Annotated in this window: 27 protein-coding genes; 12 read left to right on the plus strand and 15 right to left on the minus strand. The window is 66.8% G+C overall.

The annotated features are described in order from the left end of the window. Positions 1-75 precede the first annotated feature (75 nt). Genes ACIBK2_RS01390 through ACIBK2_RS01415 form a run of 6 tightly spaced genes read left to right on the plus strand, consistent with a single transcriptional unit; the run spans position 76 to position 5,070 of the window. The gene (locus tag ACIBK2_RS01390; protein ID WP_396962381.1) at positions 76-1,734 is read left to right on the plus strand and encodes a fatty acyl-AMP ligase; all 1,659 of its coding nucleotides are present in this window, start codon (positions 76-78) and stop codon (positions 1,732-1,734) included. 39 nt (positions 1,735-1,773) lie between these two features. Further along, positions 1,774-2,562 (plus strand): ferritin-like domain-containing protein, encoded by a 789-nt coding sequence (locus ACIBK2_RS01395; RefSeq protein ID WP_396962383.1) that lies wholly within the window; start codon positions 1,774-1,776, stop codon positions 2,560-2,562. Positions 2,563-2,566: 4 nt separating this feature from the next. Then, positions 2,567-3,112, plus strand: coding sequence for a PaaI family thioesterase (locus tag ACIBK2_RS01400; protein ID WP_396962385.1), 546 nt, complete (start codon positions 2,567-2,569; stop codon positions 3,110-3,112). Beyond that, complete coding sequence (locus ACIBK2_RS01405; protein ID WP_357384065.1) at positions 3,109-3,366, plus strand: acyl carrier protein; 258 nt, start codon at positions 3,109-3,111, stop codon at positions 3,364-3,366. Before ACIBK2_RS01400 ends, ACIBK2_RS01405 begins: the two co-directional genes overlap by 4 nt. Further along, positions 3,363-4,211 carry an SAM-dependent methyltransferase gene (locus ACIBK2_RS01410; RefSeq protein WP_396962387.1) on the plus strand — a complete coding sequence of 283 codons (849 nt, stop codon included), beginning with the start codon at positions 3,363-3,365 and terminating at the stop codon, positions 4,209-4,211. The genes ACIBK2_RS01405 and ACIBK2_RS01410 overlap by 4 nt, the downstream gene beginning before the upstream one ends. Positions 4,212-4,227: 16 nt before the next feature. Next, positions 4,228-5,070, plus strand: a complete 843-nt coding sequence (locus tag ACIBK2_RS01415; protein WP_396962389.1) for an acyl-ACP desaturase — start codon at positions 4,228-4,230, stop codon at positions 5,068-5,070. A 63-nt stretch (positions 5,071-5,133) separates the two neighbouring features. On the opposite strand, the gene ACIBK2_RS01420 is transcribed toward ACIBK2_RS01415, so the two are convergent. The 5 genes from ACIBK2_RS01420 to ACIBK2_RS01440 all read right to left on the minus strand — a co-directional run bounded on the left by ACIBK2_RS01420 (position 5,134) and on the right by ACIBK2_RS01440 (position 10,588). Then, on the minus strand, positions 5,134-5,643 hold the full coding sequence (locus tag ACIBK2_RS01420) for a PaaI family thioesterase (RefSeq protein WP_379286231.1): 510 nt from the start codon (positions 5,641-5,643) through the stop codon (positions 5,134-5,136). 117 nt (positions 5,644-5,760) lie between these two features. After that, the gene (locus ACIBK2_RS01425; RefSeq protein WP_396962392.1) at positions 5,761-7,512 is read right to left on the minus strand and encodes a hypothetical protein; all 1,752 of its coding nucleotides are present in this window, start codon (positions 7,510-7,512) and stop codon (positions 5,761-5,763) included. Then, positions 7,496-7,885 carry a hypothetical protein gene (locus ACIBK2_RS01430; protein WP_379286234.1) on the minus strand — a complete coding sequence of 130 codons (390 nt, stop codon included), beginning with the start codon at positions 7,883-7,885 and terminating at the stop codon, positions 7,496-7,498. Before ACIBK2_RS01430 ends, ACIBK2_RS01425 begins: the two co-directional genes overlap by 17 nt. 98 nt (positions 7,886-7,983) lie before the next feature. Next, on the minus strand, positions 7,984-9,111 hold the full coding sequence (locus tag ACIBK2_RS01435) for an acyl-CoA dehydrogenase family protein (RefSeq protein WP_396962394.1): 1,128 nt from the start codon (positions 9,109-9,111) through the stop codon (positions 7,984-7,986). 145 nt (positions 9,112-9,256) lie between these two features. Beyond that, positions 9,257-10,588 carry an ABC transporter permease gene (locus ACIBK2_RS01440; protein WP_396962396.1) on the minus strand — a complete coding sequence of 444 codons (1,332 nt, stop codon included), beginning with the start codon at positions 10,586-10,588 and terminating at the stop codon, positions 9,257-9,259. Between the two features lie 178 nt (positions 10,589-10,766). Here ACIBK2_RS01440 and ACIBK2_RS01445 point away from each other — a divergent pair, with 178 nt between their 5' ends. Next, the gene (locus ACIBK2_RS01445; RefSeq protein ID WP_396962398.1) at positions 10,767-11,330 is read left to right on the plus strand and encodes a dihydrofolate reductase family protein; all 564 of its coding nucleotides are present in this window, start codon (positions 10,767-10,769) and stop codon (positions 11,328-11,330) included. Here ACIBK2_RS01445 and ACIBK2_RS01450 read toward each other — a convergent pair. Together ACIBK2_RS01450 and ACIBK2_RS01455 are read right to left on the minus strand one after the other, a co-directional pair. Further along, positions 11,327-12,901 (minus strand): Na+/H+ antiporter, encoded by a 1,575-nt coding sequence (locus ACIBK2_RS01450; RefSeq protein WP_396962400.1) that lies wholly within the window; start codon positions 12,899-12,901, stop codon positions 11,327-11,329. The genes ACIBK2_RS01445 and ACIBK2_RS01450 overlap by 4 nt on opposite strands. 109 nt (positions 12,902-13,010) lie before the next feature. Further along, positions 13,011-13,859 carry an alpha/beta fold hydrolase gene (locus tag ACIBK2_RS01455; protein WP_396962402.1) on the minus strand — a complete coding sequence of 283 codons (849 nt, stop codon included), beginning with the start codon at positions 13,857-13,859 and terminating at the stop codon, positions 13,011-13,013. 132 nt (positions 13,860-13,991) lie between these two features. On the opposite strand from ACIBK2_RS01455, the gene ACIBK2_RS01460 reads away from it, so the two are divergent. From ACIBK2_RS01460 to ACIBK2_RS01470, 3 genes are all read left to right on the plus strand, one after another. Continuing rightward, on the plus strand, positions 13,992-14,909 hold the full coding sequence (locus ACIBK2_RS01460; RefSeq protein ID WP_396964003.1) for an AraC family transcriptional regulator: 918 nt from the start codon (positions 13,992-13,994) through the stop codon (positions 14,907-14,909). A gap of 261 nt (positions 14,910-15,170) precedes the next feature. Then, on the plus strand, positions 15,171-16,289 hold the full coding sequence (locus tag ACIBK2_RS01465) for a glutamate--cysteine ligase (protein ID WP_396962404.1): 1,119 nt from the start codon (positions 15,171-15,173) through the stop codon (positions 16,287-16,289). A 227-nt stretch (positions 16,290-16,516) separates the two neighbouring features. Beyond that, positions 16,517-17,332, plus strand: a complete 816-nt coding sequence (locus ACIBK2_RS01470; RefSeq protein ID WP_396962406.1) for an SAM-dependent methyltransferase — start codon at positions 16,517-16,519, stop codon at positions 17,330-17,332. Positions 17,333-17,385: 53 nt separating this feature from the next. On the opposite strand, the gene ACIBK2_RS01475 is transcribed toward ACIBK2_RS01470, so the two are convergent. From ACIBK2_RS01475 to ACIBK2_RS01500, 6 genes are read right to left on the minus strand one after another with little or no spacing between them, the layout of a single operon-like run. Continuing rightward, the gene (locus ACIBK2_RS01475) at positions 17,386-18,615 is read right to left on the minus strand and encodes a cytochrome P450 (protein WP_396962408.1); all 1,230 of its coding nucleotides are present in this window, start codon (positions 18,613-18,615) and stop codon (positions 17,386-17,388) included. A 10-nt stretch (positions 18,616-18,625) separates the two neighbouring features. Continuing rightward, positions 18,626-19,867 (minus strand): cytochrome P450, encoded by a 1,242-nt coding sequence (locus tag ACIBK2_RS01480; protein ID WP_396962410.1) that lies wholly within the window; start codon positions 19,865-19,867, stop codon positions 18,626-18,628. Further along, positions 19,864-20,469, minus strand: a complete 606-nt coding sequence (locus tag ACIBK2_RS01485) for a GTP-binding protein (RefSeq protein ID WP_396962412.1) — start codon at positions 20,467-20,469, stop codon at positions 19,864-19,866. Before ACIBK2_RS01485 ends, ACIBK2_RS01480 begins: the two co-directional genes overlap by 4 nt. Continuing rightward, positions 20,444-20,797 carry a DUF742 domain-containing protein gene (locus ACIBK2_RS01490; protein ID WP_357384032.1) on the minus strand — a complete coding sequence of 118 codons (354 nt, stop codon included), beginning with the start codon at positions 20,795-20,797 and terminating at the stop codon, positions 20,444-20,446. The genes ACIBK2_RS01485 and ACIBK2_RS01490 overlap by 26 nt, the downstream gene beginning before the upstream one ends. Next, complete coding sequence (locus ACIBK2_RS01495; protein ID WP_379286262.1) at positions 20,794-21,219, minus strand: roadblock/LC7 domain-containing protein; 426 nt, start codon at positions 21,217-21,219, stop codon at positions 20,794-20,796. Before ACIBK2_RS01495 ends, ACIBK2_RS01490 begins: the two co-directional genes overlap by 4 nt. Continuing rightward, positions 21,219-22,631, minus strand: coding sequence for a sensor histidine kinase (locus tag ACIBK2_RS01500; protein WP_396962415.1), 1,413 nt, complete (start codon positions 22,629-22,631; stop codon positions 21,219-21,221). Before ACIBK2_RS01500 ends, ACIBK2_RS01495 begins: the two co-directional genes overlap by 1 nt. Positions 22,632-22,851: 220 nt before the next feature. Between ACIBK2_RS01500 and ACIBK2_RS01505 the strand changes: the two genes are divergently transcribed. Both ACIBK2_RS01505 and ACIBK2_RS01510 read left to right on the plus strand, forming a co-directional pair. Beyond that, complete coding sequence (locus ACIBK2_RS01505) at positions 22,852-23,214, plus strand: hypothetical protein (protein ID WP_396962417.1); 363 nt, start codon at positions 22,852-22,854, stop codon at positions 23,212-23,214. Positions 23,215-23,279: 65 nt separating this feature from the next. Next, positions 23,280-23,711 carry an SRPBCC family protein gene (locus ACIBK2_RS01510; RefSeq protein ID WP_379286266.1) on the plus strand — a complete coding sequence of 144 codons (432 nt, stop codon included), beginning with the start codon at positions 23,280-23,282 and terminating at the stop codon, positions 23,709-23,711. A gap of 20 nt (positions 23,712-23,731) precedes the next feature. On the opposite strand, the gene ACIBK2_RS01515 is transcribed toward ACIBK2_RS01510, so the two are convergent. Both ACIBK2_RS01515 and ACIBK2_RS01520 read right to left on the minus strand, forming a co-directional pair. After that, positions 23,732-24,319 carry an aldo/keto reductase gene (locus ACIBK2_RS01515; protein WP_396962419.1) on the minus strand — a complete coding sequence of 196 codons (588 nt, stop codon included), beginning with the start codon at positions 24,317-24,319 and terminating at the stop codon, positions 23,732-23,734. A gap of 196 nt (positions 24,320-24,515) precedes the next feature. Beyond that, the gene (locus tag ACIBK2_RS01520) at positions 24,516-25,766 is read right to left on the minus strand and encodes an MFS transporter (RefSeq protein ID WP_396962421.1); all 1,251 of its coding nucleotides are present in this window, start codon (positions 25,764-25,766) and stop codon (positions 24,516-24,518) included. Positions 25,767-25,876: the final 110 nt, after the last annotated feature.

Consider the following 25,876-nt stretch of genomic DNA (forward strand, 5'->3'; position numbering starts at 1 on the left):
CGCCCTTCTTTATCGAACACCGCAATTCACAATCAGTTCAAGGGACCGTCACAATTCGCTGTTGTCGTGGCAGTCATGAATTCTGCAGAATCGGTCGAAACCCTGCACGGCCGGATGGCCGAGATCGCGGCCGGACACCCCGGGGTGCCGGCCACGTTCTGGTCGGTGTCGGAAACCGTGGACTACGCCGAGCTGCACCGGCGGTCCCAGTCGGCCGCGGCCGCCCTGGTGCGGCGCGGCGTCTCGCGCGGCGAGCCGGTGGGCATCCTGTGCCCTAACGCCCCTGAGTTCCTGATCAGCCTGTTCGGGGTCGCGGCGGCGGGTGGCGCGGCCACTCCCCTGCCGTTGCCCGCCGGTGCGCGGCAGATGAGCGGATACCCACAGAAACTCGCGGCCATCGTCGAGGCCGCGGGCATGCGGACCGTGCTGATGTCGCATCGGTTCGCGGAGTTGGCGGCGGTGCTCGGTGCGGCGGTGAACGTCGAATTGGTCGACACTGCAACACTGTTCGCCGAGAACGACGACGATGTGCCGCTGCCCGCCCTCGGCGCGGACGATCTCGCCATCGTGCAGTTCACCTCGGGCAGCACCGCGACACCCAAGGGTGTTCGCCTGACCCACCACAATGTTCTGAGCGGGTTGGCCGCGATCCGCACCGGCATCGCGCTCGACCTGGACGACACCGGCGGCTTCTGGCTGCCGCTGTTCCACGACATGGGCCTGTTCGGCACGCTCTCGGCGATCCTTCGCGGCATCCCCGCGCACGTCTGGTCGCCGCTGGCGTTCGTCAAGGATCCGGCCCGCTGGCTCGCCGAATTCGCCACCAGCGGAACGACGATCACCGCGATGCCGAACTTCGGCTACGAGGCACTGCTCGCCGCGGTACCGCCGGAGCAGGTGACCGACTACGACCTCAGCAAATGGCGAATCGCGTTCAACGGCTCCGAGCCGATTTCGCGGGACGTGGTCACCGCGTTCTGCGAGCGTTTCGCGCCAGCGGGTTTCGCGCCGACGACCATGTTCGGCGTCTACGGCATGGCGGAGGCCACCCTCGCCGTCGCCTTCCCGCCGCTGGGCCGAGAGCCGCTGTTCGAGTTTGTCGATCGCGCAGCCCTCTCCGATGACGCACAGGCACAACAGGTTTTCCCTGACGCATCGGATGCGAAGGCGGTCGCGGCGGTCGGTTCCGCCGTCGACGGCCTGCGACTGCGCATCGTCGATCAGCACGACGACCACGAGCTGCCGGACGGCGCGGTCGGCGAGATCCTCATCCAGGGCCCGTCGGTCACCGACGGCTACCTGACCGCCCAGCCCGAGACCGTGGCAGGCCTGTTCACCGACGGCTGGCTGCGCACCGGCGACCTCGGATACCTGCGCGCCGGTGAGCTTTTCGTCACCGGCCGGTGCAAGGACATGATCACCGTGCGCGGCGTGAACTACTACGCCCAGGACGTCGAGGCCGCCGTGCGCGACCTCGACGGCGTCTACAAGGGCCGCTGCACGGCCGCCACCGACCCCGACGGCGCGGATGTGATCGCGCTGATCGCCGAATCCGAACTGACCGACGCGGCCGCCGAGGCCCTCGGCGAGCGCATCAGAGCGCAGGTCGCGGCCGAACTCGGGCTGGCCGCGGTCGAGGTGTACCTGGTCGCGCCGCGCAGCATTCCACGCACCAGCAGCGGCAAGCTGCAGCGGCTCGCCGCCCGCGATCTCGTCACCGCTCGAAAGCACTGACCACCAAGCCGATTCGCAACAACCGAACTGGAGTCACCTGTGCACAGCTATGAAGTCTTCCGTCATTACGAGCGCCTGCATTGGAAGCTGGCCGACCTGGACCTCGACGCCGTCGACCGCGCGCTGGTCCGCCCCGAATACATCACGCTGGCCAAGAGCGCGACGATGGGCGAGTCCAACGTCATCGCCGCCGTGCACGGCTTCATGAACGAATTCGTCGACGACTACGACTTCTCCACCTTCGCCGTCGTGTGGGGCTACCAGGAGGTGCAGCACCACTACGCGTTCCGCTCCTGGCTCGGCGCGATCGGCGAGAGCGTGGACGACAAGGTGGTCGACTCCATGCGCGAGCCCTACGCGCCGGGCAGTACCCCGTCGGCGACGCTGGCCACCAATATCATCTCTGAGCTCACGGTCAACCACATCTACCGCGCGGTGGCGAGTTGGGTGCAGGAGCCGGTGCTGAAGGGGTTGCTGCTCAGCGCGAGTCGCGACGAGGCCGGGCATGCGCGCGAGTTCATCCACTACGCGACGAAGCGGCTGGAGAAGCGTCCGGAGGAGCTGCCCTCGGTGCTGGAGACGCTGTACGTGTACAGCTCCGAGGCCAAGATCAAGCATCCGGTGAGCACCTTCAAGGCAGGCATCAGCGAGGGGGGCGATCACGAGACCATCGACACCGGGTTCGACCTGTTCCTGGAAGAGGTCGCCGCCGAGGGGGAACTGGATGTGCTGCACGACAAAGTGCGTCGCACTTTCGCCAACATGACGGGGCTGGATCTGTCCAGCAATGCCAAGGTCCGCCGCGCACTCGCCGACACGATCGCGTAGCGCGATGGACCGCGCTGTTGCCGTCGACGGCGCCGTGCAGGTGCCGTGGTCGGTGATCCCCGACTACCACTGCTTCGGCTGCTCGCCACACAACCCGACCGGCCTGCGGTTGGCGTTCACCCCGCACCAGGACGGCCTGCAGGCCCGCTTCCGGCTCGGCCGCGAGTTCGAGTCGTATCCCGGTGTCGTGCACGGCGGTCTCATCGGCGTGATCTGCGACGAGGTGATGGGCAATCTGATCGTGCTCGCGCGCAACTACCCCGCGTTCACGGTCTCCCAGCGCACCCGCTTCCTCACACCGCTGCTCGTGGACCACGAATACCGCTGCGTCGCAACACTGTCCGACCAGGCACCGGATCGGCCGATCCAGGCCTCGGCCGAGATCCTCGACGGCAACGGCGCCGTCTGCGCCACCTCCACCGCCGCCTACCAACGGTTCGCGCTCGACGATGTGCGCCACCAACTCACGCTGGGCGACGACGAGGTCGCACTGCTCTCCGACGCGCTCTCCGCCGCGAATACCTTCTCTACGAATGGAGTTCACTCATGACGAATCCCGCCGACACCCTGCGCACCGTCACCGAGATCGCCGCCACCGAGACCGGCATCGCCGCGGCGGACCTGCTGCCCGACGTCGACCTGCGCGGCATGGCGGGCGTCGACTCGGTGCGGGTGCTGCGCATGGTCGCCAAGATCGAGCGCACCTACGACATCGAGCTGGAGGATGAGGACGTCTTCGGGCTGTCCACCCTCAATGATGTGGTCAAGGTCGTGGATCGGGCGTTGCAGGAGGCGGCGGCGTGACCGTCACCGACCTGCCCGTCACCGCTGATACCAATCAGCACTACGACCTGGACCCGGACATCTTCGGCCAGTTCCTCGACCCGCTGCGCAAGTACAGCTCGGCGCTGTACGCCTCGGAGACCGACACCCTGGAGCAGGCGCAGCGCAACAAGCTGCGCTTCGTCGCCGATCGGCTCGGGCTGCGCGGCGGCGAGCGACTCCTGGATGTCGGCTGTGGCTGGGGTTCGCTGATCCTGTTCATGGCCGAGGAATTCGGTTGTGACGCACTGGGTGTCAGCCCGGCGCCCCGGCAGCACGAGTACATCGCGGAACAGGCGCTCGCGCGCGGTGTCGCCGAACGGGTGCACACCCAGGTCGGGCATTTCGAGCGGCTCGAGCTGCCGCCGCGCAGCTTCGACGCGGTCACCCTGCTCGGTTCGATCGTGCACATGCCCGATCTCGGCGAGGTCTTCCGCCGGGCCCGGGCGGTGCTGCGTCGCGGCGGCACGCTGTATGTCTCGGAGAGCTGCTTCCGGAATGCCGCGTCGCACAACGCCTTCGACAACAAGGTCGGCACCGAGTTCGTGCGCGAGGACATCTTCGGCTGGGGCGACCTGCGGCCGCTCTCGGATCTGGTGACGGCCGCCGAGGACGCCGGCTTCTCCATCATCGCGGTAGACGATCTCACCGACCACTACCGGCGCACCATCGACGACTGGATCGCGAACGTGGACGCGTCCGCCGAGCGCATCGACGCGCACGGGCCGGGCCTGGCCGCGAAGCTGCGGCACTACCTGGAGATCGCGAACGCCGGATGGGGTTACACGACAAAGCATTACGCGCTGACGTGTCGTAACGCCCGCTGACGGTCAGGAGAGGCACATGGATATCGAGGCAACACTGATTCCGGTCGGCGAGGTGGCCGAGGCGGTCGACGGCTTCCTCGCCGCCTCCCCCTCGTCGCGGGCCTGGGATGTGGAGACCGCGTTCGACTGGTCCCGCGCCGACGCGGGCAGGCTCACCGACGGCCAGCAGTCGGCGGTGCAGTTCGTCACGCTCATCGAGGATCACCTGCCCGGCTATTTCGAGGTCTACCACCGGTATTTCCCGGTGGACGACACGGTCAGCCGGGAGACCTTCATCCACAACCGCGAGCTGTACCACTTCACCGTCCGCTGGGCGTTGGAGGAGGACACGCACTCGCGCGCACTGACCCGCTATCAGGAAGCGTCCGGGATCGCCGAACGTAGTTCGCTGCGTGCGGAATTGGCGATCGAGGGGCAGAAGCCGTTCGACCTGCCCTACGACCATCCGGTGCAGTTCTTCGCCTACGCGCTGGTGCAGGAGAAGGCGACGCAGATGTACTACCAGCATCTGCGCGACGTGGTCGAGGATCCCGTGCTCGCGTCGGTGCTGGCGCGGCTGTCGCGGGACGAAGCCCGGCATTTCAGCTTCATGGCCGATATGGTCGGCCGGTATCTGCGGGTGCACGGCGACGCGACGGTGGAGCCGATTCGTGACGTGATCGCCAATTTCCGAATGCCGTTGGCCGACACCATGCGTGGCTATTGGCGGTGGGCGTTGAAGATCGCCGATGTGGCGTCCTATGACCACACCGAGGCGTACGAACATCTGGTAAAGGTGATCGACCGTACGGTGGATGCTCGCACCGATCGTTTGGACGAGTTGGTGCGATTCATCGAGGAATGCCACACCCTCGCCTGATCCTCGGGCACAGAAATGGCCCTGCTTCCGAATTACCTTCGGAAGCAGGGCCATTCGCGTTGATTACTTTTCCGGGTTCAGCACCAGAATCGTGGTGGAGCCGTGCGCGATCAGTTTGCCGTTTCCATCGACAATCCGCCCCTCGGCTGTCGCGGTCCGCCTGCCGACGTGAATCGCGTTGGCCTCGCAGGTGAGTCGCGAGCCGTCCAGGGTGACCGACCGGATGAAGTTCACCTTGAGCTCCAACGTCGTATAGGCCACGCCGTCACCGAGTTTGGTGAACACGGCACTGCCCATCGCGGTGTCCATCAGGGTCGCGATGACGCCGCCGTGCACGGTGAACATGGCGTTGATGGTGGCCGGGTTCGGGTCGAGGTAGTACCGCGTGTAGCCGTCGCCCGCGGTCTCCAGCCGGATCCCCAGCGACGCGCCGACGCCAAGGTTCTCCTGCAGTCCGCGCTCGAAAACCGTGGTCAGTTCGTGTACTCGGGACGCCACGGTGGCGTCGGCCGGTGTGCCTGCGCCGTTGGTGTGTGTGGCCGGCTCGTTGGCATGTGTCTCGGTGCTGGTCATGGCCTCTTCCTCCCTGGCGAACGATGCCAGGCCATTCGATCAGCGCCCGGTGAACGCCAGCAGGCTTGCCGCCATTGCATATTCAGTTTCGATCGGGTGATCGAAACAAGAGGGCGCTCAGACGTGCACCAGGACGTTGGTGTCGTCGGCGTTGACCAAGCCGAAGCCGGTGCGCTGCTCGACCTCGGTGAGCCTGCGCAGGATGGTGTCCGGGTCGGTGAAGCCGTGCAGGGTCAGTTCGGCCAGCAGTTGGCCGCGAAAGGGCATGAGCGGGGCCACTGCGCCGAGGATGACCAAGGCTTCGAGCAGGTCGCGGTCGTAATCGAGCAGGGCGTACACGCCGCCGGAATCGAGGGTGCGCAGGACGTCATCGAGCTGGTCATCGGGCACTGTGTTGAGGCCGCTGTCCAGGTAGAGGTGCCGGGCAACCTCGGGGAGCTGCTCTTGGACAGTGGCGAGCAGAGCGGCCTGGGGTGTTCCGTCGAGGACACTGTCCACGACGAGCTGCATCCGCTCGAACAGCTCCACATACCGCTCGCCAGGGTGAGCGTGCGTGTGCAGCAGCGCCATTTCGTCGGCGTCGTCGGGCTCGATGCCCGGTGCGACGATATCGATCACCGACTCCGGACCGTGCACGACAATCGCCCGGTACAGGCCCGAGGACAGCGCGCTGAACACCAATTCCACTGTGCCGGGACCGGATTGCGGCGACGCCTTCGACGTGCGTCCGCGCAGCAGCACGCGGTTGCCGAGCCGCACAACGTATTTGCCGCGCCTGGCGACGGTCACTTGGACATCCTCGGTGCCGAGCCGCACGATATGGCGGCGGTCGAGCAGCACGCCGAACGCCTGGCGCAACCCCTCGGCGAGCTCCGCGTCGGCATCGTCGGCCACCTTCGCTGGCTCGGCGTTGAGCTCCGCGAGCAGCGTCGCATACTCACGTTGGCCCGCGCGCCAGCGGGCCGATGAAACATGCAGCGGGGAAGACCATTTCGCTGAATCCGTCGGCTCACGACGCAGAATCAGCTCTTCGAGCGTCGCGACGTCGGCCTCGGTGATGTGTGCCAGTTCGCGCACCCGTCGGGTGAGGTGGCCGACGATCAGGTTGGCCAGCTTGCCCATGTCCTTTTCGCCGGTGCCGAGCAGGATTTCGACGAGCCGCCGATCTTCGAAGAAGAACCCGCGCAGCAAGGCGAGTGCCAAATCTGTTTCGGCGTAGAGCCGCCCGCAGCGGCGACGCACGTCGCGCCACATGCTCTTGGCGCTCAGATAACCGAGCAGGTAGCCGTCGCTGTCGTCTGCGAGACTGGTCGCGAGCACGTTCACCTTGCGGCGGATGCCCGCCTCGCTGACCCGAATCGTCCTGAGGTGCACGCTGATCGGCAGGGACATCGCCAGCGTGGCCGCGCGATCGCCGACCATCGGGGCAAGGTCGCCATCCGCCGCGGGCGCGAGGATATGCGGCGCCTTCCCGGAGAACAGGTTGATCGCGGCCAGCATCGGCGCCGTCGCCACCGGGCTGCGGACGGTGTTCGCATCGAACTCGGCGAACAGCGCCAGTCCCTCGATCAGCGGCCGCAGCACCGCGGTCACCGTCTGATAGGCGACCGCGTCCCGCTGGATCCGATCCACGGCGCGCTCGTCACCGCTGAGCGCGGCCCGCGCCATCCGGTATTGCAGCCCGGTGATCGCGAAGCCGACCGCCGAGTGAAAGCACCAGTGATGGGTGAACTCGTGCAGGCACCCGAGCGTCAGCTCCGGCGAGCCTTTGCCAGGATGCAGCAGCTCGTCGAGGTGGTCGGCGAGCCGGACGGCACCGAGGTGGGTGAGGTTGCTGGAAAGGTCGGTCCAGCTACGGGTTTGCGCCACCGTCGCCCTCGGGCAGACCCTGCAGGCCGAGACCGTCGATGAGCTGCTTGATCACCTGCGCGTCCGGCGCCTCGCTCTCGCTGAACGAGATGATCGCCGAACGGTCCACCTCGCTGCCGTCGGAGTACAACACCTTGGCGCGCAACTCGATCCGCTGTTTGCGGCGGTTCTTCAACGCCCACGCGGCCAGCGCCTGGATCGTCGGGATCGCGAAGGCCACGGCGAGCACCAGCATGGTCGGCTCGCCGTACCGGCTGCCCGGCACCGCCTCCGGCGTCAATCCCGGTGACTGCGTGGCCAATTCGCGGCTGATATCCCGGACATCGGCGTGGTCCAAGTCGAACAACGTGATCTTCACCGGTTCGGCGGTCATCTGACGACTCCCAGCTCTCGACCCGCCGCGACCCTTTTCGCCGCAAGCGCTGGCAACCGAGTATCGAGCAATTTCGCCCCGCTGTTAGCGAATCCGGATTACTCGTGTTCGGGCACGCCGAGCACCTGCCTGCCGATCTCGCCCGCGAGCACCTCGGTCGAGTACGCCATCAGCTGGCCGGCCTCGGCGTCGCGCAGATGGCGTTGGATGGGTGACTGTTTGAGGTAACCCGAGGCGCCGCCCACCCGCACGCCCAGCTGGGCGACCGCCACGGCGATCTTGTTCGCCAGGTATTTGGCCCGCGACAGGTCGAGATAGAAGCTCGGCAGGCCGTTGTCGGCTTCCCCCAGCGCGCGCTCGTACAACGCGTGCGCGGCCGCCAGCTTGATCTGCGTGTCGGCGACCTCGTACTGCACCCACTGCTGATGCGACAGCGGCTTGCCGAGGATCACCCGCGACTGCGCGTGCTCGATCAGCGCATCCAGCGCCGCGTCGGCGATGCCGAGCGAGATCGCGGGCAGACCGGCTTGAATCACCGCGTAGTCACCGAATCCCGGTGCACGACCGCGATATTCGGCGCGCAGCAGCGTGTTGTCGAAGGACAGCAGCTGGCTGCGGGTCGCCCGCAGACCGAGGGTGTCCCAGATCGGGATGGTCGAGACCGTCTCGTCGGGCACCACGCCGAAGAAGGCGGGCACGTCGTCGACTCGTGCGTTCACCAGCAGATATTCGGCGATCTCGCAGCCGGAGACGAAGCGCTTCGCCCCGGTGAGCGACCAACCGCCCTCGACCGCGACGGCGTCCTGCTGCGGATTGAGAAAGCGGTTCCCACTGGCCGGTTCCGACAGCGCGTTGGCGAATCGCTTACCGGCCAGGAACTCGTCGGCGAAGAACGAGCCGAGCGTGTCGGCGGTGAACTCCGCGAGTGCGACACCCGCGCCCGCGTGCATAGTCCAGATCGTCGCCGTCGACGGATCCGCTTTGGCCAGTACACAAACCACGTGCCCGAAGGCCGCGTAGCTCAGCCCGAGCCCACCCACCCGTTCGGGTAACACGGCCCGATCGAGGTCCGCGTCGTGTAGCGCCGTCAGATGCCCCACCGCGATCTCGGCCCGCTCGTCGTAATCAGCCGCGACGGCCCGAAATCCCTCCGCCAACTCGGCAACTCGATCGAGCACCTTGCGCTCGACATCGCGGACAGGAAAAGGAAACTCGGCTGTAGTCACGAAACGCTCGCTGGTCGAAGGGATTCGGCGGACACCGCGGTCGCGGGGCGATCGCCGACCCAGGGTACGCAGCAGGCGCACTGGCTGCGGGCAGAACAGACAAGGCTGGCGCCTCGAGTTGGATAGCGAAGGCGGGACGAGCCCCCTATGCCGGTGCGGGGCGGCCGGTTCCGGTGCGGCGCAGGCCTTTGTAGTCGTAGAAGCGGGTAATCGCGAGGCCGAGGATGAGACCGACGGCGAGGCCGAATGCCGCCATCCAGACTCCTCTACTGAGACCGGCCGGACCGCTGGCGTCGAAGTAGAGGATCGCGCGGACACCGAGGAAGACCTGGTGCATCGGCTCGAAAGAGGCCAGCCAAGCGAAGTATTTCGGTGTCGCCTCGATCGGCACGGTGCCGCCCGACGAGGGCAGGCCGAGGATGATGAACAGGATCAGGTTGATCAGCAGGCCCGCCGAGCCGACGGCCGCGAGTACGGACAGACCCGTGACGCCGACGGCGATGATGGCCAGCGCGCTGTAGAGAAACAGCCCGAGCGGATGGTCGATCGGCATGCCCAACGCCTTCGCGACGATAAGGAACACGCCCGCAACGACATTCGCGGTCACCACCAGCACGCCCCACTTGATCAGCAAGGTGTGGAACCGCGAGATGGGTGTCGGCGGGAAGTGGACGAACCACGGCCCGTATTCGGTGGGCACGAAGCCGAGTTGCGCATCGATCATCGTATGGATGGTCATCGACCCGACCAGACCGGCCAGCAGAAGCAGCAGCGCGTAGAAGAACGCCGTCAGGCCTTGCCCGGTGCCGCTGGGCAGCGGATGGAACGGTTGGGTGACGATCTGCAGCGGCTCGGCGAGTGCCACCCGGGTGGCACCGCTCAGCTCGGGTGCGGGCGGCCCGCCCGGGGGCGGCGTCAGCTGTGCCTGCACCTGCTCGGTCAACTGTGCGCCGACCTGCTTGTTCACCGCGTCCAAGGCCTGAGTGCCGATCTGGGTGACGATCTCGGTGACGAAGGCACCGCTGCGCGGATTGGTCTGCAAGGTGATGATCGGGCGTTGGATGTCACCGGGGATCACGCTGCCGACGCCGAGGATGCCCAGCCGTTTGCTGAAGTCGCTCGGAATCAAGATGGTGCCGTAGACCTTGTTGTCCTGCATCCGCTGCGACGCCTCGTTGACGGGCAGGATCTGCAGGTCGATCTTGTCCGCGGGCACCGCCTTTTTCAGCCCCTCGGTCACCTCGTCACCGAACTTGACCAGACGCTCCTGCCCCGGCGCGCCGATCGTGTCGCCGACATCCTGATTGACCAGCGCGATGGGGAAATCGTGCATGTTCTCTTCCGGATCGACCACATAGTCGAGGTACATCGTGCCGAGCAGGGCCATGAACACGGCCAGGATGGCGACCGGCAAGAGCCACAGGCGCAGCCCGAGGCGGCGGTCCGAACGAGCTACATCCACGCGGTCCGTAGTCACGGTCTCGGACGGTAGCAGCAGACCGGACGCGGATTCGGGAGCTTCGCCGGGCTGTTTGCTGTGAGGATGCGAAGTAGGCCGACCACGGCGGATCTCGCAAACTGATTGCGAAACGCAACCGGATGACTTACGGTGGTCCCACCAATTGCAGACTGCAAGCAGATTGTGGGAGAAGACGATGAGGGACACCGAGCCGCAGATCGCCGGCGGAAAGGTGCTCTGGCACTTCACGATGTCCCTGGACGGCTTCGTCGCCGGGCCGAACAACGAGCTCGACTGGCTGACCGGTTTCTCGTTCCGCCCGGGACTGATCGGCGAATATGTCGACACCACCGGCGCTGTGCTCGGCGGCCGAAAGGGTTGGGACGCCGCGGGTGACAGCCGCCCGTACGGCGGTGCTTGGCACGGACCGATCTTCGTGCTCACCCACCACCCCGAGGACGCGCAACCCGCCGACCGGGTCACCTTCTTGAATTGCGACCTCGCCGAAGCGGTACGGATCGGACTGACGGCGGCGGGCGGCAAGAACCTCGAGGTGTTCTCGCCGACAATCGGCCGCCAGCTGCTGGAACTTGGACTTATCGATGAGATCGACCTGCACATCGCACCGGTCTTGCTCGGCGACGGTATCCGGTTGTACGACAACCCTGGCGGCGTCCCGATCCACTTGCACGAGATCGGCTCGGACGACCTCCCGACGGCCGTCAACGTGCGATACCGACCGAGCAAGGCGTCCCACTAAGGCGACCGCAGATCGAGACGACGCATCACTCGATCCACCAGGTCCGGTGGCACGCCGGGTTCTCGCCGGGCGGTCATCGCTTCGGTGCGCCCGGCCGTCAGTATCTCTTGATTGATCCGGTCGAGTTTGCGGTTGAGGCGGAAGCTCCGCTCGGCCGCCGCCTTGGCATCGTCGGCGGCTTCGGGATCGGCTCTGGCGAGCCGTCTTTCGATGCCGACATGCAACCGGTCGTAGACCTCGTCGGGCAGGTTCTCGGTGTGCGCCACCTGCTGCAGGCGGCTGAGCTCCGCGCGAAGAATGCGGGTCCACAACTGGCGCTCCATGTTTCGTTCCGCTTCGGTGTCGACGCGAACTCCGGTGGCGCGCACCACCAGTGACAGCGTCGGCCCCTGGATCAGCAGGGTGAACAGCACCAAAGCGAAGGCGGTGAACAGAATTCCGCTGCGCCACGGGAAGTCGGCGCCCGACTCGGTGGTCAGCGGCACGGCGAGGGCCAGCGCGACCGTGGCCACGCCGCGCTGCCCCGCCCACCAGGTCACCATGGTCTCGCGCCAGGTGTACGGCTCGTCGGCTTCCCTGCGCCGCCACCAACGACCGAACAACGCCCAGGTCGCCATCAACCAGACCAACCGGACGCCGACGACAGCGCCGATCACCGCACCGGAAACACCGAGGAAGCGCGGCCAATCCGGTCCCACGTCACGCAGCACGGTCGCCAATTCCAGGCCGATCAAGCCGAAAGCGATTCCGGTGACGAGCATTTCGATGATCGACCAGAACGAGTCGCCGATCAGCCGATAGTCGCTGTCGCCGAAATCGGTGGCGGCGTCGGTCAGATACAGCGCGCACACCAGCACCGCGAGCACCGCCGAGCCGCCCCAGGCCTCGGCAAGTCGATAGGCCGCGAACGGCAACGCCAGACCCAACGCCACCTGCCACGCCGCCTCGTCCAGCTTGCGCATCAGCCAACTGCCGCCCCAGCCGAACACCAACCCGACCGCGACGCCGACCACCGCGGACATCACGAAATCCAGCGCCGCGGACATCGCGGAGAACTCCCCGGTGACCACCGCCTGCACCGCGATCCCGTACAGCACGATCGCGGTGACGTCATTGAACAGCCCCTCGCCCTCCAGCACCGCGACCAGCCTGCGCGGCAACCCGAGCCGGCCGGCCAGCGCGCCGACCGCCACCGGGTCCGGCGGCGCCACCAGCGCGCCGAGCACGAACGCGACGGCCAGCGGCACCGCGGGCTCCCACAGATGCACCGCCACCGCGACCACCGCCGCGGTGGCCACCACCAACCCGACCGCCTGCAGCGCGATCGCACTCCAGTTCTGCGCGAAGGTCCGCCACGAGGTGCGCCGGGCCGCCGCGTACAGCAGCGGCGGAAGCAGCAGCGGCAGAATCAGATCCGGCGCGACCCGGACGTCCGGCACCGCCGGGATCACCGCGAGCACGCAGCCGAACACCGTCATCAAGACGGCCGGGGCCACGCCGAGCCGCCGCCCGATCGGCTGGGCGAGGATCGTGCCGAACAGCACGAGAAACGGCAACTCCAGATGACTCACGCCAACCCAGGCTGCTGTTTGTTTCTGAGAAACGAGGCAGTGGTCTCCTGAGAATCGCTGATGCATCGGGCTGCCACGCAGTACCGGCTGGGCTACGGCTGCCCCATGCTCAGCCCTGCACGCTGGTCGCCGCGGTCTCGATGAGATCCGTGACCGCCTTGGGCTGCGACAACGCGACCGCGTGGCTGCCCGCCTGCTCGACGGTGGTCGCGTTCATCCGCTTGGCCATCTCCCGCTGTCCGTCGGCAGGAATCATGTGGTCGTCCTTGGCCACCAGCGCCCAACTCGGCAGCGACTTCCAGGCCGGAACACCGCTCGGCTCCATGAACGAGGCCACCGCGATCGGGCGCTGCGCGGCGGCGAGCACGGTGGTCTCGCTCTCCGGCAGGTCCTGGGCGAAGTTGTCGTGGAACTTGTCCGGCGCGATGGTCAGTTCCTGACCGGACCCGCCGCCGGGCAGCGGGAACTCGTGCGGGACACCGATTTTGGTGGCCGGTCCGCCGAACTTCGCGTCCAGCGCGCCGACCGGCTCGCCCTGGTCCGGGGAGAACGCGGCCACGTACACCAGACCCGCCGCCTTGGGCGAACCCGTCGCGGCGTTGGTGATCACGGCGCCGCCGTAGGAGTGGCCGACCAGGATCGTCTTGCCCGGCAGCCCGTCCAGCACGCTGCGGATGTACGCGGCGTCGTAGGTGAGCCCGCGCAGCGGCACCGCCGCCGTTGTCACCTGGTAGCCGTCGCGCTGCAGTTGCGCGGCCACCTTGCTCCAGCTCGACCCGTCGGCGAAGGCACCGTGCACCAGCAGCACGGCGGGCTTGTTCCCACTCGGCGCGGGCGTCGGCTCGGCGGACGCGGTGCAGGCCGAGGCGGTCATGCCCAGGGTGACCGCGGCGACGGTCAGCGCGGCAGCCCGCAGGCCGCGACCTGCCGAACCGGCACGGAAGATGTTGTTACGCATGGTTTTTCGACCCTCTCAACGATGGAACTACAGACTCTCGCGGCGAGCAAGCTCCAAGTTAGCTGGACAATCAGTCAATAGCTATGCTTCAGAAGCCGAGATAGTTTGCCGAAACTCCAGGAGTTGTCGATCGTGTTCAGCCAGCCCGAGGACCTCGACGCCTTCTCCGAGATCCTGGAGGCGGTCCGGCTGCACGGCGACACCGTCGCCCGGTTCGCCCCGCCGCCGCCGTTCGCGGTAACCATCCCGGACGGCATCCGGCTGCTGCACATCGTGGAGCGCGGCACCATCCGGCTGCACGTCGGCGACGACCCGCCGATCCTGCTCGGCCCCGGCGACCTGGTGCTACTCGGCTGCGGCGACGCCCATTCACTCAGCGTCGGCACCGGCGCGACACCGCGGCCGCTACAGGATTCGGACACCTTCCGCCTCGACGCCGAGCTCGCCGATCCCGAGGCGCCCCGCTGGGTCACCGGAACGTTCGCGGTGCAGGAGGCCATCGCGGCCCCGCTGCTGTCGGTGCTGCCCCGGGCGATCCACATTCCGGCGGACCCCAGTCACCGCCCGTGGCTCGCGGCCATCCTGCCGGTGCTACTCATCGAAGTAACCAACCCGAATCCCGGTGCCACAGCGATGATTTCGCGGGTGCTCGATCTGCTGTTCATCCACACTCTGCGCGCCTGGTTTTCCGGGCACGACGCCGAACCGGGATGGCTCACGGCGGCAATGGATCCCGCGCTCGGACCGGTGCTGGCTGCCATTCATCGGGATCCGACCAAGCCGTGGACCGTGACGACGCTGGCGCGTGACGCCCGAATGTCCCGCTCCGCCTTCGCCGAACGCTTCACTCGTCTGCTAGGACGCGCCCCGGCGGCCTACGTCACCGAGCGCCGCCTCGACCACGCCGCCGAGCTGCTGCGCTCCACCACCGACCCGGTCTCGCACATCGCCGCCGACATCGGCTACACCTCCAACGCCGCGTTCAGCCGCGCCTTTCAACGCCGCTACGGCGACGCACCGCAACGCTGGCGCAAGCTGACAGTGCGGTGAACGAGATGTCCGGTGGACGTCCGGGCGATCACCGTTTGGGGTGCGCCGAACTGCGGCAATCTGGTGCTTACGACGCAGTTCCCCGAGGTGGTGAGAGGAGAGTCCGATGATTATCGGAATGGTTAGCCACTGGGTTCGTTCAATGCTCGAGCTAATCGGCATTTGACCCGGCGGTCCGAACATCCCCTAGCGCGCGGAGGCCCGCGGGACCATTCTGTCTCGCGGGCCTCCGACCCTCGACTGACGGGTAACCTGAACCCCATGGACGCAGCCACTGCGACCGTCGGTGTCGAGGAGGAATTTCTCCTCGCCGACCCCGAAACCGGTGCGCCAGTCGCGAAGAACGTCGAGGTCGCCCGGACCGCGGCCGAACTCGGCATCGATCTCCAACTAGAACTCACCCGATGCCAGGTGGAAACCAGCACCGGCGTGCACAACGACGCCACCGAGCTGGCCACGGAATTGCGCGATCTGCGCTGCGGAATCGCCGCCTGCGCGGAGAAGAACGGCACCCAGCTGCTCGCGGTGGCCATTCCGCCGACCGTGCCGGACAAGTTCCCGGTCACCGACACGCCCCGCTATCAACGCATCGCCACCGCGTTCGGCATGCTCGCGCAGGAGCAGGGACTGTGCGGCTGTCACGTGCACGTGGCGGTGCCCGATCGCGAAACCGCCTTGCACGTCAGCAATTTCCTGCGCCCGTGGCTGCCGCTGTTCCTGGCGCTCACCGCGAATTCGGCCATCTATCGCGGCATCGACACCGGCTTCGCGAGTTGGCGCAGCATTCTGTGGCGACGGTGGCCGAGCGCCGGTCCGCCACCGTATTTCGGGTCGGTCGCCGAATACGATGCGATGGTCGCCATGATGATCGCGAGCAGCAGCATCCTGGACAAGAAGATGGTCTATTGGGATGTCCGGCCGTCGCCGAGTTTTCCGACGGTGGAGATCCGGGTCAGCGACGTGCCGGCGACGGTCGAGGAGACGGTATTACTCGCGACCCTGGTCCGTGCGACGGTGATGACCGCGCAGAACTCGTTGGCGCACAACATCTCCGCGCCGCCGGTCAGCGACGAGGTGTTGCGCGCGGCGTATTGGAAGGCGGCCCGCACCGGGCTCGACGGAGACGCCGTAGACCCGGTCCACGGACGCATCATGCCGGTGCAAGACCTACTCGCCGAACTCATCACCCACGTCGGCCCGGCCCTCGACGAACTCGGCGACCAGCAACTCGTCACCGACTCCGTTGCCGCCGTACTGTCCCGCGGCAACGGAGCGATGCGGCAGCTCAACGCTTTTCGCGCCCGCCACGACGTCGCCGATGTCGTGACAGAGCTGGCGGCAGCCACCTTGGAAGGCTGCCGCGCAACTACAACCACATGAACTGCTCGCTATCGTTGGGCTGCACCAGTTTTGCGCCGAGCGCGAGCGCCGCGGGCTCGGCCTGCTCGACGGCGGTCGAACGTCGCGCCGAATCGGCCCGCTACGCAACTCTCAGCAATGATGAAATATGTTGTGGTCAAATATGATTCGTCGCGGAAGAATGCCTTCTCCCCCACTGGAACTCCTACGATGAGAAGGGACACTGTTCAGTAGACCAGGGGGCCACCATGATGAACGACCTGACACACGTGATCGACCAATCCAAGCCGAGTATCGCCCGGGTGTACGACTACCTGCTCGGCGGCAAGGACAACTTCGCCGTCGACCGGACGATCGGCGACCACTTCAAGGAGAACCTGCCCGGCTCGGTGGCGATCGCCACCACCAACCGGCAGGCGCTGGTCCGCGCCGTCCGCGATCTCGCCCGCGACGGCCTACGGCAGTTCGTCGACCTGGGCAGCGGCCTGCCCACCGCCGACAACGTGCACCAGGTCGCCCGCCGCTACGCCGCCGACGCCAAGGTGGTCTACATCGACAACGATCCCATCGTGCTCGCGCACGGCCGCGCGCTGCTCGCCACCGACAGCAATACCACCGTCTTCCAAGCCGATCTGCGCGACCCGCGCACGATTCGGGAGCACCGCGAGGTCGCCGAGATGATCGACTTCGACCAGCCCGTCGCCGTCATCTTCAGCGCCGTCCTGCACCACCTCAACGACGACGAGGACCCGGACGCGGTGGTGCGCTACTGGTCCGAGCAGCTCTCGGCCGGAAGCATGGTGTACATCTCGCATTTCCGCTCGGGCGAGAACCGCGAGACCATCAAGGCCGAGGAAAAGCTCCAGTCGACCTTCGGGCGCGGTCGCTGGCGCACCGACAAGGAGATCGAGGCGCTGTTCGGCGACCTGGACATCCTCGAACCCGGCATCGTGCCCTGCGCGAGCTGGCGGCCGGACCTGACGGTGGCGGACGAGAAGTCGCCCGGCCGCGCACTGACCGTCTGGGAGCGGCTCATCGTCACCGGATTGGCCCGCAAGGCCTAGACATACGAAAGGGGCGCCGCGCGATCGCGGCACCCCTGGCTCGAAACCCGTTACTACTCAGCAGGTTCCAGGATCACCGGGAGCTTGCCGTGACCGTTCGAGATGAAGCTGACCACGGTCCCCAGCTCCGCCGGATCCGCCGCCAACCGCATGTTCGGGAAACGCGCGAAGATGGCGGGCAGCGCCAGCGCCGCCTCCAGCCGGGCCAGCGGCGCACCGAGGCAGTGGTGCACGCCGTGGCCGAAGGCCAAGTGGTCCTTGGTAACTCGGGTCACGTCGAAATCGTCGGCGGTCTCACCGTGCACCTTCGGGTCCCGATTGGCCGCGGCGTAGGCTGGCAGAATCGGCTCGCCCTTGGCGATCCGCACGCCCTCGATCTCGATGTCGTCGACCGCGAAACGCAACGGCAGGTGCGCGACCGGCGCCTCGAAGCGCAGCGCCTCCTCGATCAGATCCGACCAGCTGACCTTGCCCTCGAGCACCGTCGCCCGCTGCTCCGGCCGGGTGATCAGCGCGTAGATCGCTTGGTCGAGCAGGTTGACCGTGGTCTCGTGCCCGGCGCTGATGACGAGCAGCAGCGTGTCGATGAGTTCCTGCTCGGTGAGCTTGGAGCCGTCGTCCTCGCTGCGGTGCGAGATCAGCAGACTGGTCATGTCGTCACTGGGGTTTTCGCGCCGGTAGGCCACCAACTCCGCGAGGATGCGATACATCTCCATGTAGTTGGCCTGCGACTCCTCCGGGCTGAGCGCGGTGTCGAAGATGCCGTCGACACATTTGCGCAGGCCGGGATTCAACGACTCCGGCACGCCCATCAGCTCGGAGATGACCTCGATCGGCACCGGATACGCGAAACCCTCACGCAAATCGACCACTTCGCCCTTGGGCAGCGCCGCGAGCTCTGAGATGAGCCGCTCGACGATCCGGTCGATTCGGGGCCGCATCGCCTCGGTGCGACGATGGGTGAATGCCGGAGCGACGAGCTTGCGTAGTCGCCGGTGGTCGGCGCCGTACGCGGTGAACATGTTGTTCACCGCGACCCAGAGGAACAGCGGCCAGTCCTGCGGCACTTCACCTTTGGCGAAGGCGGGCCAGTGCTGTTTGGCATCCTTGGACACCTTCGGATCGACGAGCAGCCGCTTGAGCAGATCGGCGTCGGTGATCGACCAAGCCCGCACGCCGCCGGGCAACTCCACCAGGGTGGCCGGTCCACGCTCCCGCAGGCGGGCGGATTCTCCTTGAATGTCGGTGCCCGTCGGGTCTAGGACTAGTGGCTCAGCGTCCATCGGGGTCTCCTTAAAACACGTTCAACGGTGGTGACTTTGGAAACACTACCGGGAGGGAGACCAGCGCTCGGTGGAAAGGACCTGGCCGCCAAGACAATTCGCTAGCGGCGACGGCAAGGTCCAACTCTGGCAACGCATCCAGTAGCTGGTCGATGGCGTCCTGCACGATCAGGTAGGCCATCGACCTGGCGGGGCAGGCGTGCGGCCCGACGCTCCATGCCAGATGCGACCGATTGTCCACGTACTCACCGACACTGATGGTCGGGTCGTTGTTGCAGCCGGACATGCTGATCACGACCGGCTGGTGCGCGGGCAACCAAACCCCATCGATCAGTATCGGTTGCCTCGGGTAGGACACGCAATAGTTCGCCATCGGCGGGTCGGTGAACAGCACCTCGTCGAGCGCGTCGCGGGTCGAAAGACTACCGCCCAGAACGTTTCCGGCGAACCGGTCGTCGGTGAGCATCAGCAGCAGCGTGTTCACGATCAGGTTCTGCTGCGGCTCAATGCCCGCGCCGTACAGCGTGACGAGCTGGTGGATCATCTCCACATCGTCGAGCTTGGCGGGATGGGCGAGCAGCCGCGAGGTGATGTCGTCGCCGGGCTCTTTGCGCTTGGAGTTCACCAGATCGAACAGCGCGTCGGTGAGCATCGCGTTGCCCTTGTCGGCGTTCACGCCCTCGAAGATCGCGGCCATGCCGGTGGCGACCTGCTGGCCGATCTCCGGCGAGCAGCCGAGCACCGAGTTGAGCACCGCGAAGGTGAGCGGAAAGGCGTACTGGCTGATCAGGTCCGCGGCGCCGTCCTGGCAGAACGCGTTGATCAGCGGGATGGCGATCCGCTCGACGGTGGCGTGCAGGCTGTGCAGGTCGACCTCGGCGATGGCGGCCACGTTGGCCTGCCGGTACTTGCTGTGATCGAGCCCCGCGCTGCGCAGCGCGTTCGGCCGCCACTCCAGCATCGGCAGGATCGGGCACTCGCCGGGCACACCCTTCTGCCAGATGCGCGGGTCGGCCGGAAAGTGCTCGGGGTCGTTGAGGATGCGCAGCGCGGTGTGGTATCCGATCACCAACGTGGCGGGCACGTCCGGCGAGAGGTTCACCGGCACCAATGAGCCGTATTGGCGGCGCATCTCGCGGTAGGCGAGGTGCGGGTCGGCGGCGTATTCCTCCGAGTACAGCGACACCCGTGGGCCGTCGCTGTCGATCGGTGATCCGTGCTGGACCGGGCAGGAACGCGGGGGCGTGGTCAAAGTCGTGACTCCTGACGATGGAACAGGAATTCAACAAGCGTGATCAGGGATCGCAAGCACGTGCCCCGGTCACGCGCGTCTAAGGTGGTAAGCGGGGTATCGGGCGTTAAATCCAGTGCGTCGCGGACCTCGCCCAGCGGAAAGTTCTTGAAGCCTTCGAATTGATTGACCGCCACCGAATACGGCACACCGCGCTCCTCGAGCACCGAGAGCACCTCGTCGGATTTCTCGATGCGCCGGGTGTCGACCAGCACCAGCGCGCCGAGCGCGCCGCGGGCCAGTTCCTCCCACAGTGGGACGAACCGCTGCTGGCCCGGCGTACCGAACAGGTACAGCGCCAGTTGCGGGTTCAGCGTGATGCGGCCGAAGTCCATCGCCACGGTCGTCTGGGATTTGCCGGGCAGGCCTGCCATGTCGTCGACGCCGACGCTGGCCTCGGTGATCGTCTCCTCGGTGCGCAGCGGCTTGATCTCCGACACGCTGCTCACGAAGGTGGTCTTGCCAACCCCGAAATTGCCTGCCACTAAAAGCTTTACGGAACGAGTAACGGTCTCCGGCACATAGTCGACTGGACGATCAGACGGCGAGAGCACGGAGCCCATTAAGTACCTCCTCGAGCAGAGCGATCTCCGGCAGGTTTTCGGCCGGGGTAGGCGTAACCAGGTGTCCGTTGTCCATCAGATCGGCCGCGATGATCTTGACAACGGACGGTGGCAGATCGAGGTACGCGGCGATCTCGGCGATCGACAGCGTGCCTCGGCGGCTACAGAGCTTGATGACCCGGCGTGCGTCGGGTGCGGCACCCGGTGACGGATCCTTTGCGGCACGGACCAAGGTGACCAGGTCCAACTCGCGAGTGGGACGGGTGCGTCCCCCGGTGCGCACATACGCCCGAACCAAATCGGGATCACGCCGGGCCCGTGGTGTCATGGCAATTCGCCACCATCAACGCGCCTGCGCGGCTGGCTGCCCAGCTCGTGCCCGACCCGGCCTGCGAGTTCGTTCATCCGATGCGCGATGAGCGCGACGTCGATCTCGGGGGTGGTCGCGACACCGAGCAGCGCGCCGTCGCCCGCGGCGGTGATCAGGATCATGCCCTGGTCGTATTCGGTCATGTTCTGCCGCACACCGTTGTCGGCGTCGCCGCAGAACTCGCCGAGCGCCTTGCCGAGCGAGCGCAGGCCCGACGCGGCGGCCGAGAAACGCTCCGCCTGGTCGCGTTCGATCCCCGCGGAATGCGCGATCCGTAAGCCGTCCTCGGACAGCAGGACCGAGAACCGGACGCCCGGCACGCTGAGATCTTCGAGTAGCCAGCCCAGCTTGTTGCTGCTGTCGGTCACGGGAGTGGCCATCAGGATGTCATCCCTTCCGTGTCATCGGAGTTATCGGACTGATCGGTGGCGGCGGCGCGGCCGCTCTGCGAACCGGTGTGCCAGGCCGCGGCGACGTCGGGCCGGGCCAGGCCGGGCTCGGTGCGCGGCCCGACCGGGGCCAGCGCGACGGTCCGGCGGCGTCGCTTGGGTAAGCCGCCGCTGGTGATCTCGTGCACGGCGAACGGCTCACTCTCACTAGGCTCTTCGATCTCCGGTGCCCGGTGCGAGGCGGTGGCGGTGGCCGCCGCGGGCGCGGGCTCGGCGGGGATCTCGACCTCGCGCGCGGGCACGAACTCCTGCTGCTCGGGCTGCGGGGTCATCAACAGCGCCTCGGGGATGTACACCATCGCGCGCATGCCGCCGTAGACGTTCGGGCCGTCGATGTAGACGGTGAAGCCGTAGCGACGGGCCAGCGCGGCGATGCCGGGGAAGCCGACCTTGGGTGACGGGCCGAGCTGGTGGATGTCGACCGAGCGCTCGTGCGCGAGCACCTGCCTGGCCTCCTCCATCTGCTCGGCATTCATTCGCACGCCCGCGTCGTCGATGATCACGGTGACGCCGTGGTGGCCTTCCTGGAAGCTGACATCCACGAAAGACGTTGGCGGGGAATAGCGCAACGCGTTGTCGAGCAGGGTCGCCAAGGTGTGCACCAGCGGCTCGACGGCGCGGCTGATGACCACCCGGTCCAGCTGGCCGGGGCGCACCCGCAGGTAGTCGCGGACGCGGCCGGTCGCACCACCGATGACGTCGGTGAGCGACTGGGCGGGCCAGCGCCGACCGGGCAGGCCGCCGCAGACGATCACGTAGGACTGCGCCTGCCGGATCATCTGCTGCACGGTGTGGTCGATCCGGGTGAGGGTCTCATACACCTCGTCGTTGCGGTGCTCACGCAGCGCGGAGCTGACCACCTGGCTGACGTCGGCGCCGAGACTGACCACCGACGTGCCGAACGAACGCACCGCCGCGCTGGTCGCCTGCCTGGACGCGGTGGACACCTCGGTGCGCACCTTGTCCTCGGCGGTCTTCATCGCCTGCTGGGCCTCGTGGTTGGTCTGGTCCCTGGTCTCGGACCGCAGCAGGCTCAGGTCGTCGGCGTAGCGCTCGGCGATCCACCGTAATACCTGCGCGGTGCGCGAATTCTCCAGGCCCGGCGGCACTTCGACCGTGGGCGCCTGGCTGTCGAAGCGTCTGATCGCCTCGGCTACCGAAGGCATCGTGGTAGTCGCGAAGCGCTCGACGGCTTCCTCCGCGGCTCGTTGCTCTCTGCTGAGTGCTTCGGCCCTGGCTCGCTGCTGTCGCGCGTATTGCACTGCGAACAACGCGACCGCTGCCACTACCACGAGAGCAGCGGCGAGGATCCATGAAAGCACCACGGCGATATCTTGATTCATCAGTTCTTTCGTCGTCGATTGGCGCCGAGGAATCGCTTCTCCGTCATGTGCTTCGTCTCGCCTTCCTCGCGACGCCGACCAGCACACCCTGGTCGGATCTGGTCCACGTCGGAGGACCGGCTACCTGCCGAACAACAGATTGTGTCCGAACAGTTACCAGAACCCGACGTCCCGACATTAGCAGCTATGCAACCAGTTCTCTTCAGATCCACTCACATGATTGCGTTTGCAGACAACAGATGACGGGTGCCGCGACATGCGCAATAATGCTGCGCCACTAGTGATCACGACCGCTTGCCACGCGGTGACCAGCGGTCTTTCCGGCGCGGCGATAGAGGACACATCATCCGATCTATCGGCGGTGCTGCGTATCCCGCGCATGCTGTCAACCGCGCCTATCCGAAGCGGGTGGGAGAACAGGGTATTCGGCCATAGTCGCGACCAGAAGTTTGCTGGAACGTCCAGTTTGTTCTTGACCGGTGTCGTCGGGTCCGACAGCGACGCCACGCCGGTGCGGATTGCCCGGATGTCGCTGGACCGCGCCTGGTCGGACGGGCACGCACCGATCATGAAGCCGAACTGAAGGGGCGGGCCTTCGCATTTCGGCACCAACTACGAGGAACCGTGGGTACCGGATACTATGCCGCCATGGCAAAGCTGAAGGTCTCCGTCGATGTGCCGATCTCGCCCGAAGACGCGTGGTCGCACACCTCTAATCTGGCCGATCTCGACAAGTGGCTGACGATGCACGAGGCGTGGCGCAGCGAGGTACCCGAGCAGCTGACGGTCGGCACCCAGTTGGTCGGCGTCGCATCGGTTAAAGGTTTGCGGAACCGGGTGACCTGGACGGTGAAGGCCGCCGAGGCGCCGCGCCGGCTGTTGCTGACCGGCGCGGGCAAGGGCGGCACCAAGCTCGGTCTCGAATTGCTGGTGGCGCCGAAGGGCACCGGCTCGGAGGTGACCGTCGACATCGAGCTCGGCGGCAGGCCGCTGTTCGGGCCGATCGGCGCCGGGGTGGCGCGGGCGGTCAAGGGCGACATCGAGCGTTCGCTGGCCAAGTTCGTCGAGCTGTACGCCTGAATCAAGCTGTGCCGCAAGCGCTACCGTGCCGCGGCGGTGATTCGGCGGCCGAGCCCGGCCTTCAGATGGTCGATGACGGCACGGGTTCGGCGCGGTAGCGGGGCGGCCGCGGCGTAGACCGCGGCGATGTCGGCGCTGGGGGTCTGGATGTCGGGCAGTACCTGGACAAGTGAGCCGTCGCGCAGCAGCGGCTCGACGTGCCAGAGCGACCGCATCACCAGACCCCTTCCGGCCACACACCATTGGGTGATCACGTCGCCGTCGTTGCTGATCAGGTTGCCCGCAACCCGGATCGAGAGCTCCTCGTTGTTGCCTCCGATGTCCATGCGCCGGTCGCCAGGTGCCCGCGCCGATATCAGGGGGCAAGTCGGTCTGCCGATCGCGTCGAGGTCGGCGAGCACATCCTCGGGCAGTACCAATCCTGCTGCGGCGACGTTGTCGCGCAGGTGCTGGACCGAGGAGGTGCCGGGGATGAGCAGGATGTTCGGCGACCGCCGCAGCAGCCACGCCAACGCGACGGCCATCGGACCGGCGTTCAGCCGCGCGGCCACCGAATCCAACGTCTGCGACTGCAAGGGTGAGAAACCGCCGAGCGGGTAGTAGGGCACGTAGGCGATGCCCTGGCGAGCGAGGTCGTCGACGAGATCGTCGTCGGTGCGCAGGCTTCGCGCAGCACCGCGATCGCACCGTCGCGATCTGTGGGTGGCCCGAACGCGCCGGGTCCGGCCAGTTGCATGGCGCCGTAACCCATCCGGGTGAGCTCGAGGTCGGCCACGCGATAGGTGCCGCCGGGCAGTCCTGTCGTCACACGGCACCGCGCATGCCGCGAGTACCGACGCCGACGCAGATCAGCAGGGCGACGAGCACGCCCGCGAAACCGGTCATCGCGATTCGGGTGTCGACGAATTGTGTTGCGATACCCATGCCGATCACCGGCAGGATCAAGCCGGCGTTGCCGACTGCAAACAGTCCGGCCACGGCCTCGCCTCGGTTCGCCGCGGCGGCGACCCGCACGGTCCGGGCGACCGCAGATTGGATCAGCACTCCCGCACCTGCGCCGCTCACCACGCCTGCCGCCAAGAACAACGTCAGATTGCCTGCCAGCATGGCGGCGACCAAAAGACCCAGCCCTGCGGCGGCACCGATCAGCCCCGTCACGAGACGAGGTAACACCGGCAACGCCATAGCCGCGTGCTGGGCGATGGGCGCGCTGCCGAACACCAGGAACACCACACCGCCCGCCAGCAGCGGCGAGGTGTGACCCAGCGTGCCTGCGAGGAAAACCGGGCTCAGCGAAGCGAACAGCCCGAAGGCCGCGAACGCGGCGAAGATGCTGCCCGCCGCGACGACCCAGCCGAGCTTGGATCCGACGATGGAAACCCGCTGCGGGCGATACGCCGGTCGCCGGGACCGCGGCACAGACACGGTTTCCGGGACGAATCGGAGCAGCGCCGCGATCACCAGCAGCAAGAACACCGCGAACACCACGTACGAGGTGCGCAGCGGCCAGGGCGCCCACTCGGCTAGCACGCCCGCCACCAGCGCTCCTACCCCGAGCCCACCGATATTGGCTGCGGGAGAGGCGATTTCGAAGCGTTTCACGCCGTCCCGCGGCCGGGCGAGCACGTGCAACTCGTGCAGGTACGCGGTCGCGGTAGCGGTGATCGCGCCGACGCCCAATCCGCTGATCAGCCGCCCGGCGATCAGCAGCGGCAGCTGCGGCGGCAGCATGAACACCACCGCGGCCAGCACCTCCGCCGCGACCGCGAGGGTGAACACCCGCCGTCTGCCGATCCAGTCCGACACGTGCCCGACGGTGCACAGGCTGAAGATCACGCCCGCGCCGTAGACGCCGAAGACGATGGTGATCATCAACGGCGACAGACCGAGTTGCTTGGCGTAGAGCGGATACAGCGGCGTCGGCACCATCGAGAACGCCATGGCCCCGCAGAACGCCGCGGTCACCAGCCAGAAGCCGGTGTTGTGCCTGCCGGAGTCCGGTTGCCCGGCCGACACCTCGGACTTCTCGTGGTGGTCAAGGGACGCAGTCGTCATCACACACTCTTTCCCGGGGAATCACGGCGGCCTGTCTGGCCCCACGGACTCCATGGTCAAGTCTGCGAACGTTCACGTCCAACGATTCATTCTTCTACCAACTATCACCA

Source organism: Nocardia sp. NPDC050175 (assembly GCF_044459885.1).
Classification (GTDB): Bacteria; Actinomycetota; Actinomycetes; order Mycobacteriales; family Mycobacteriaceae; genus Nocardia.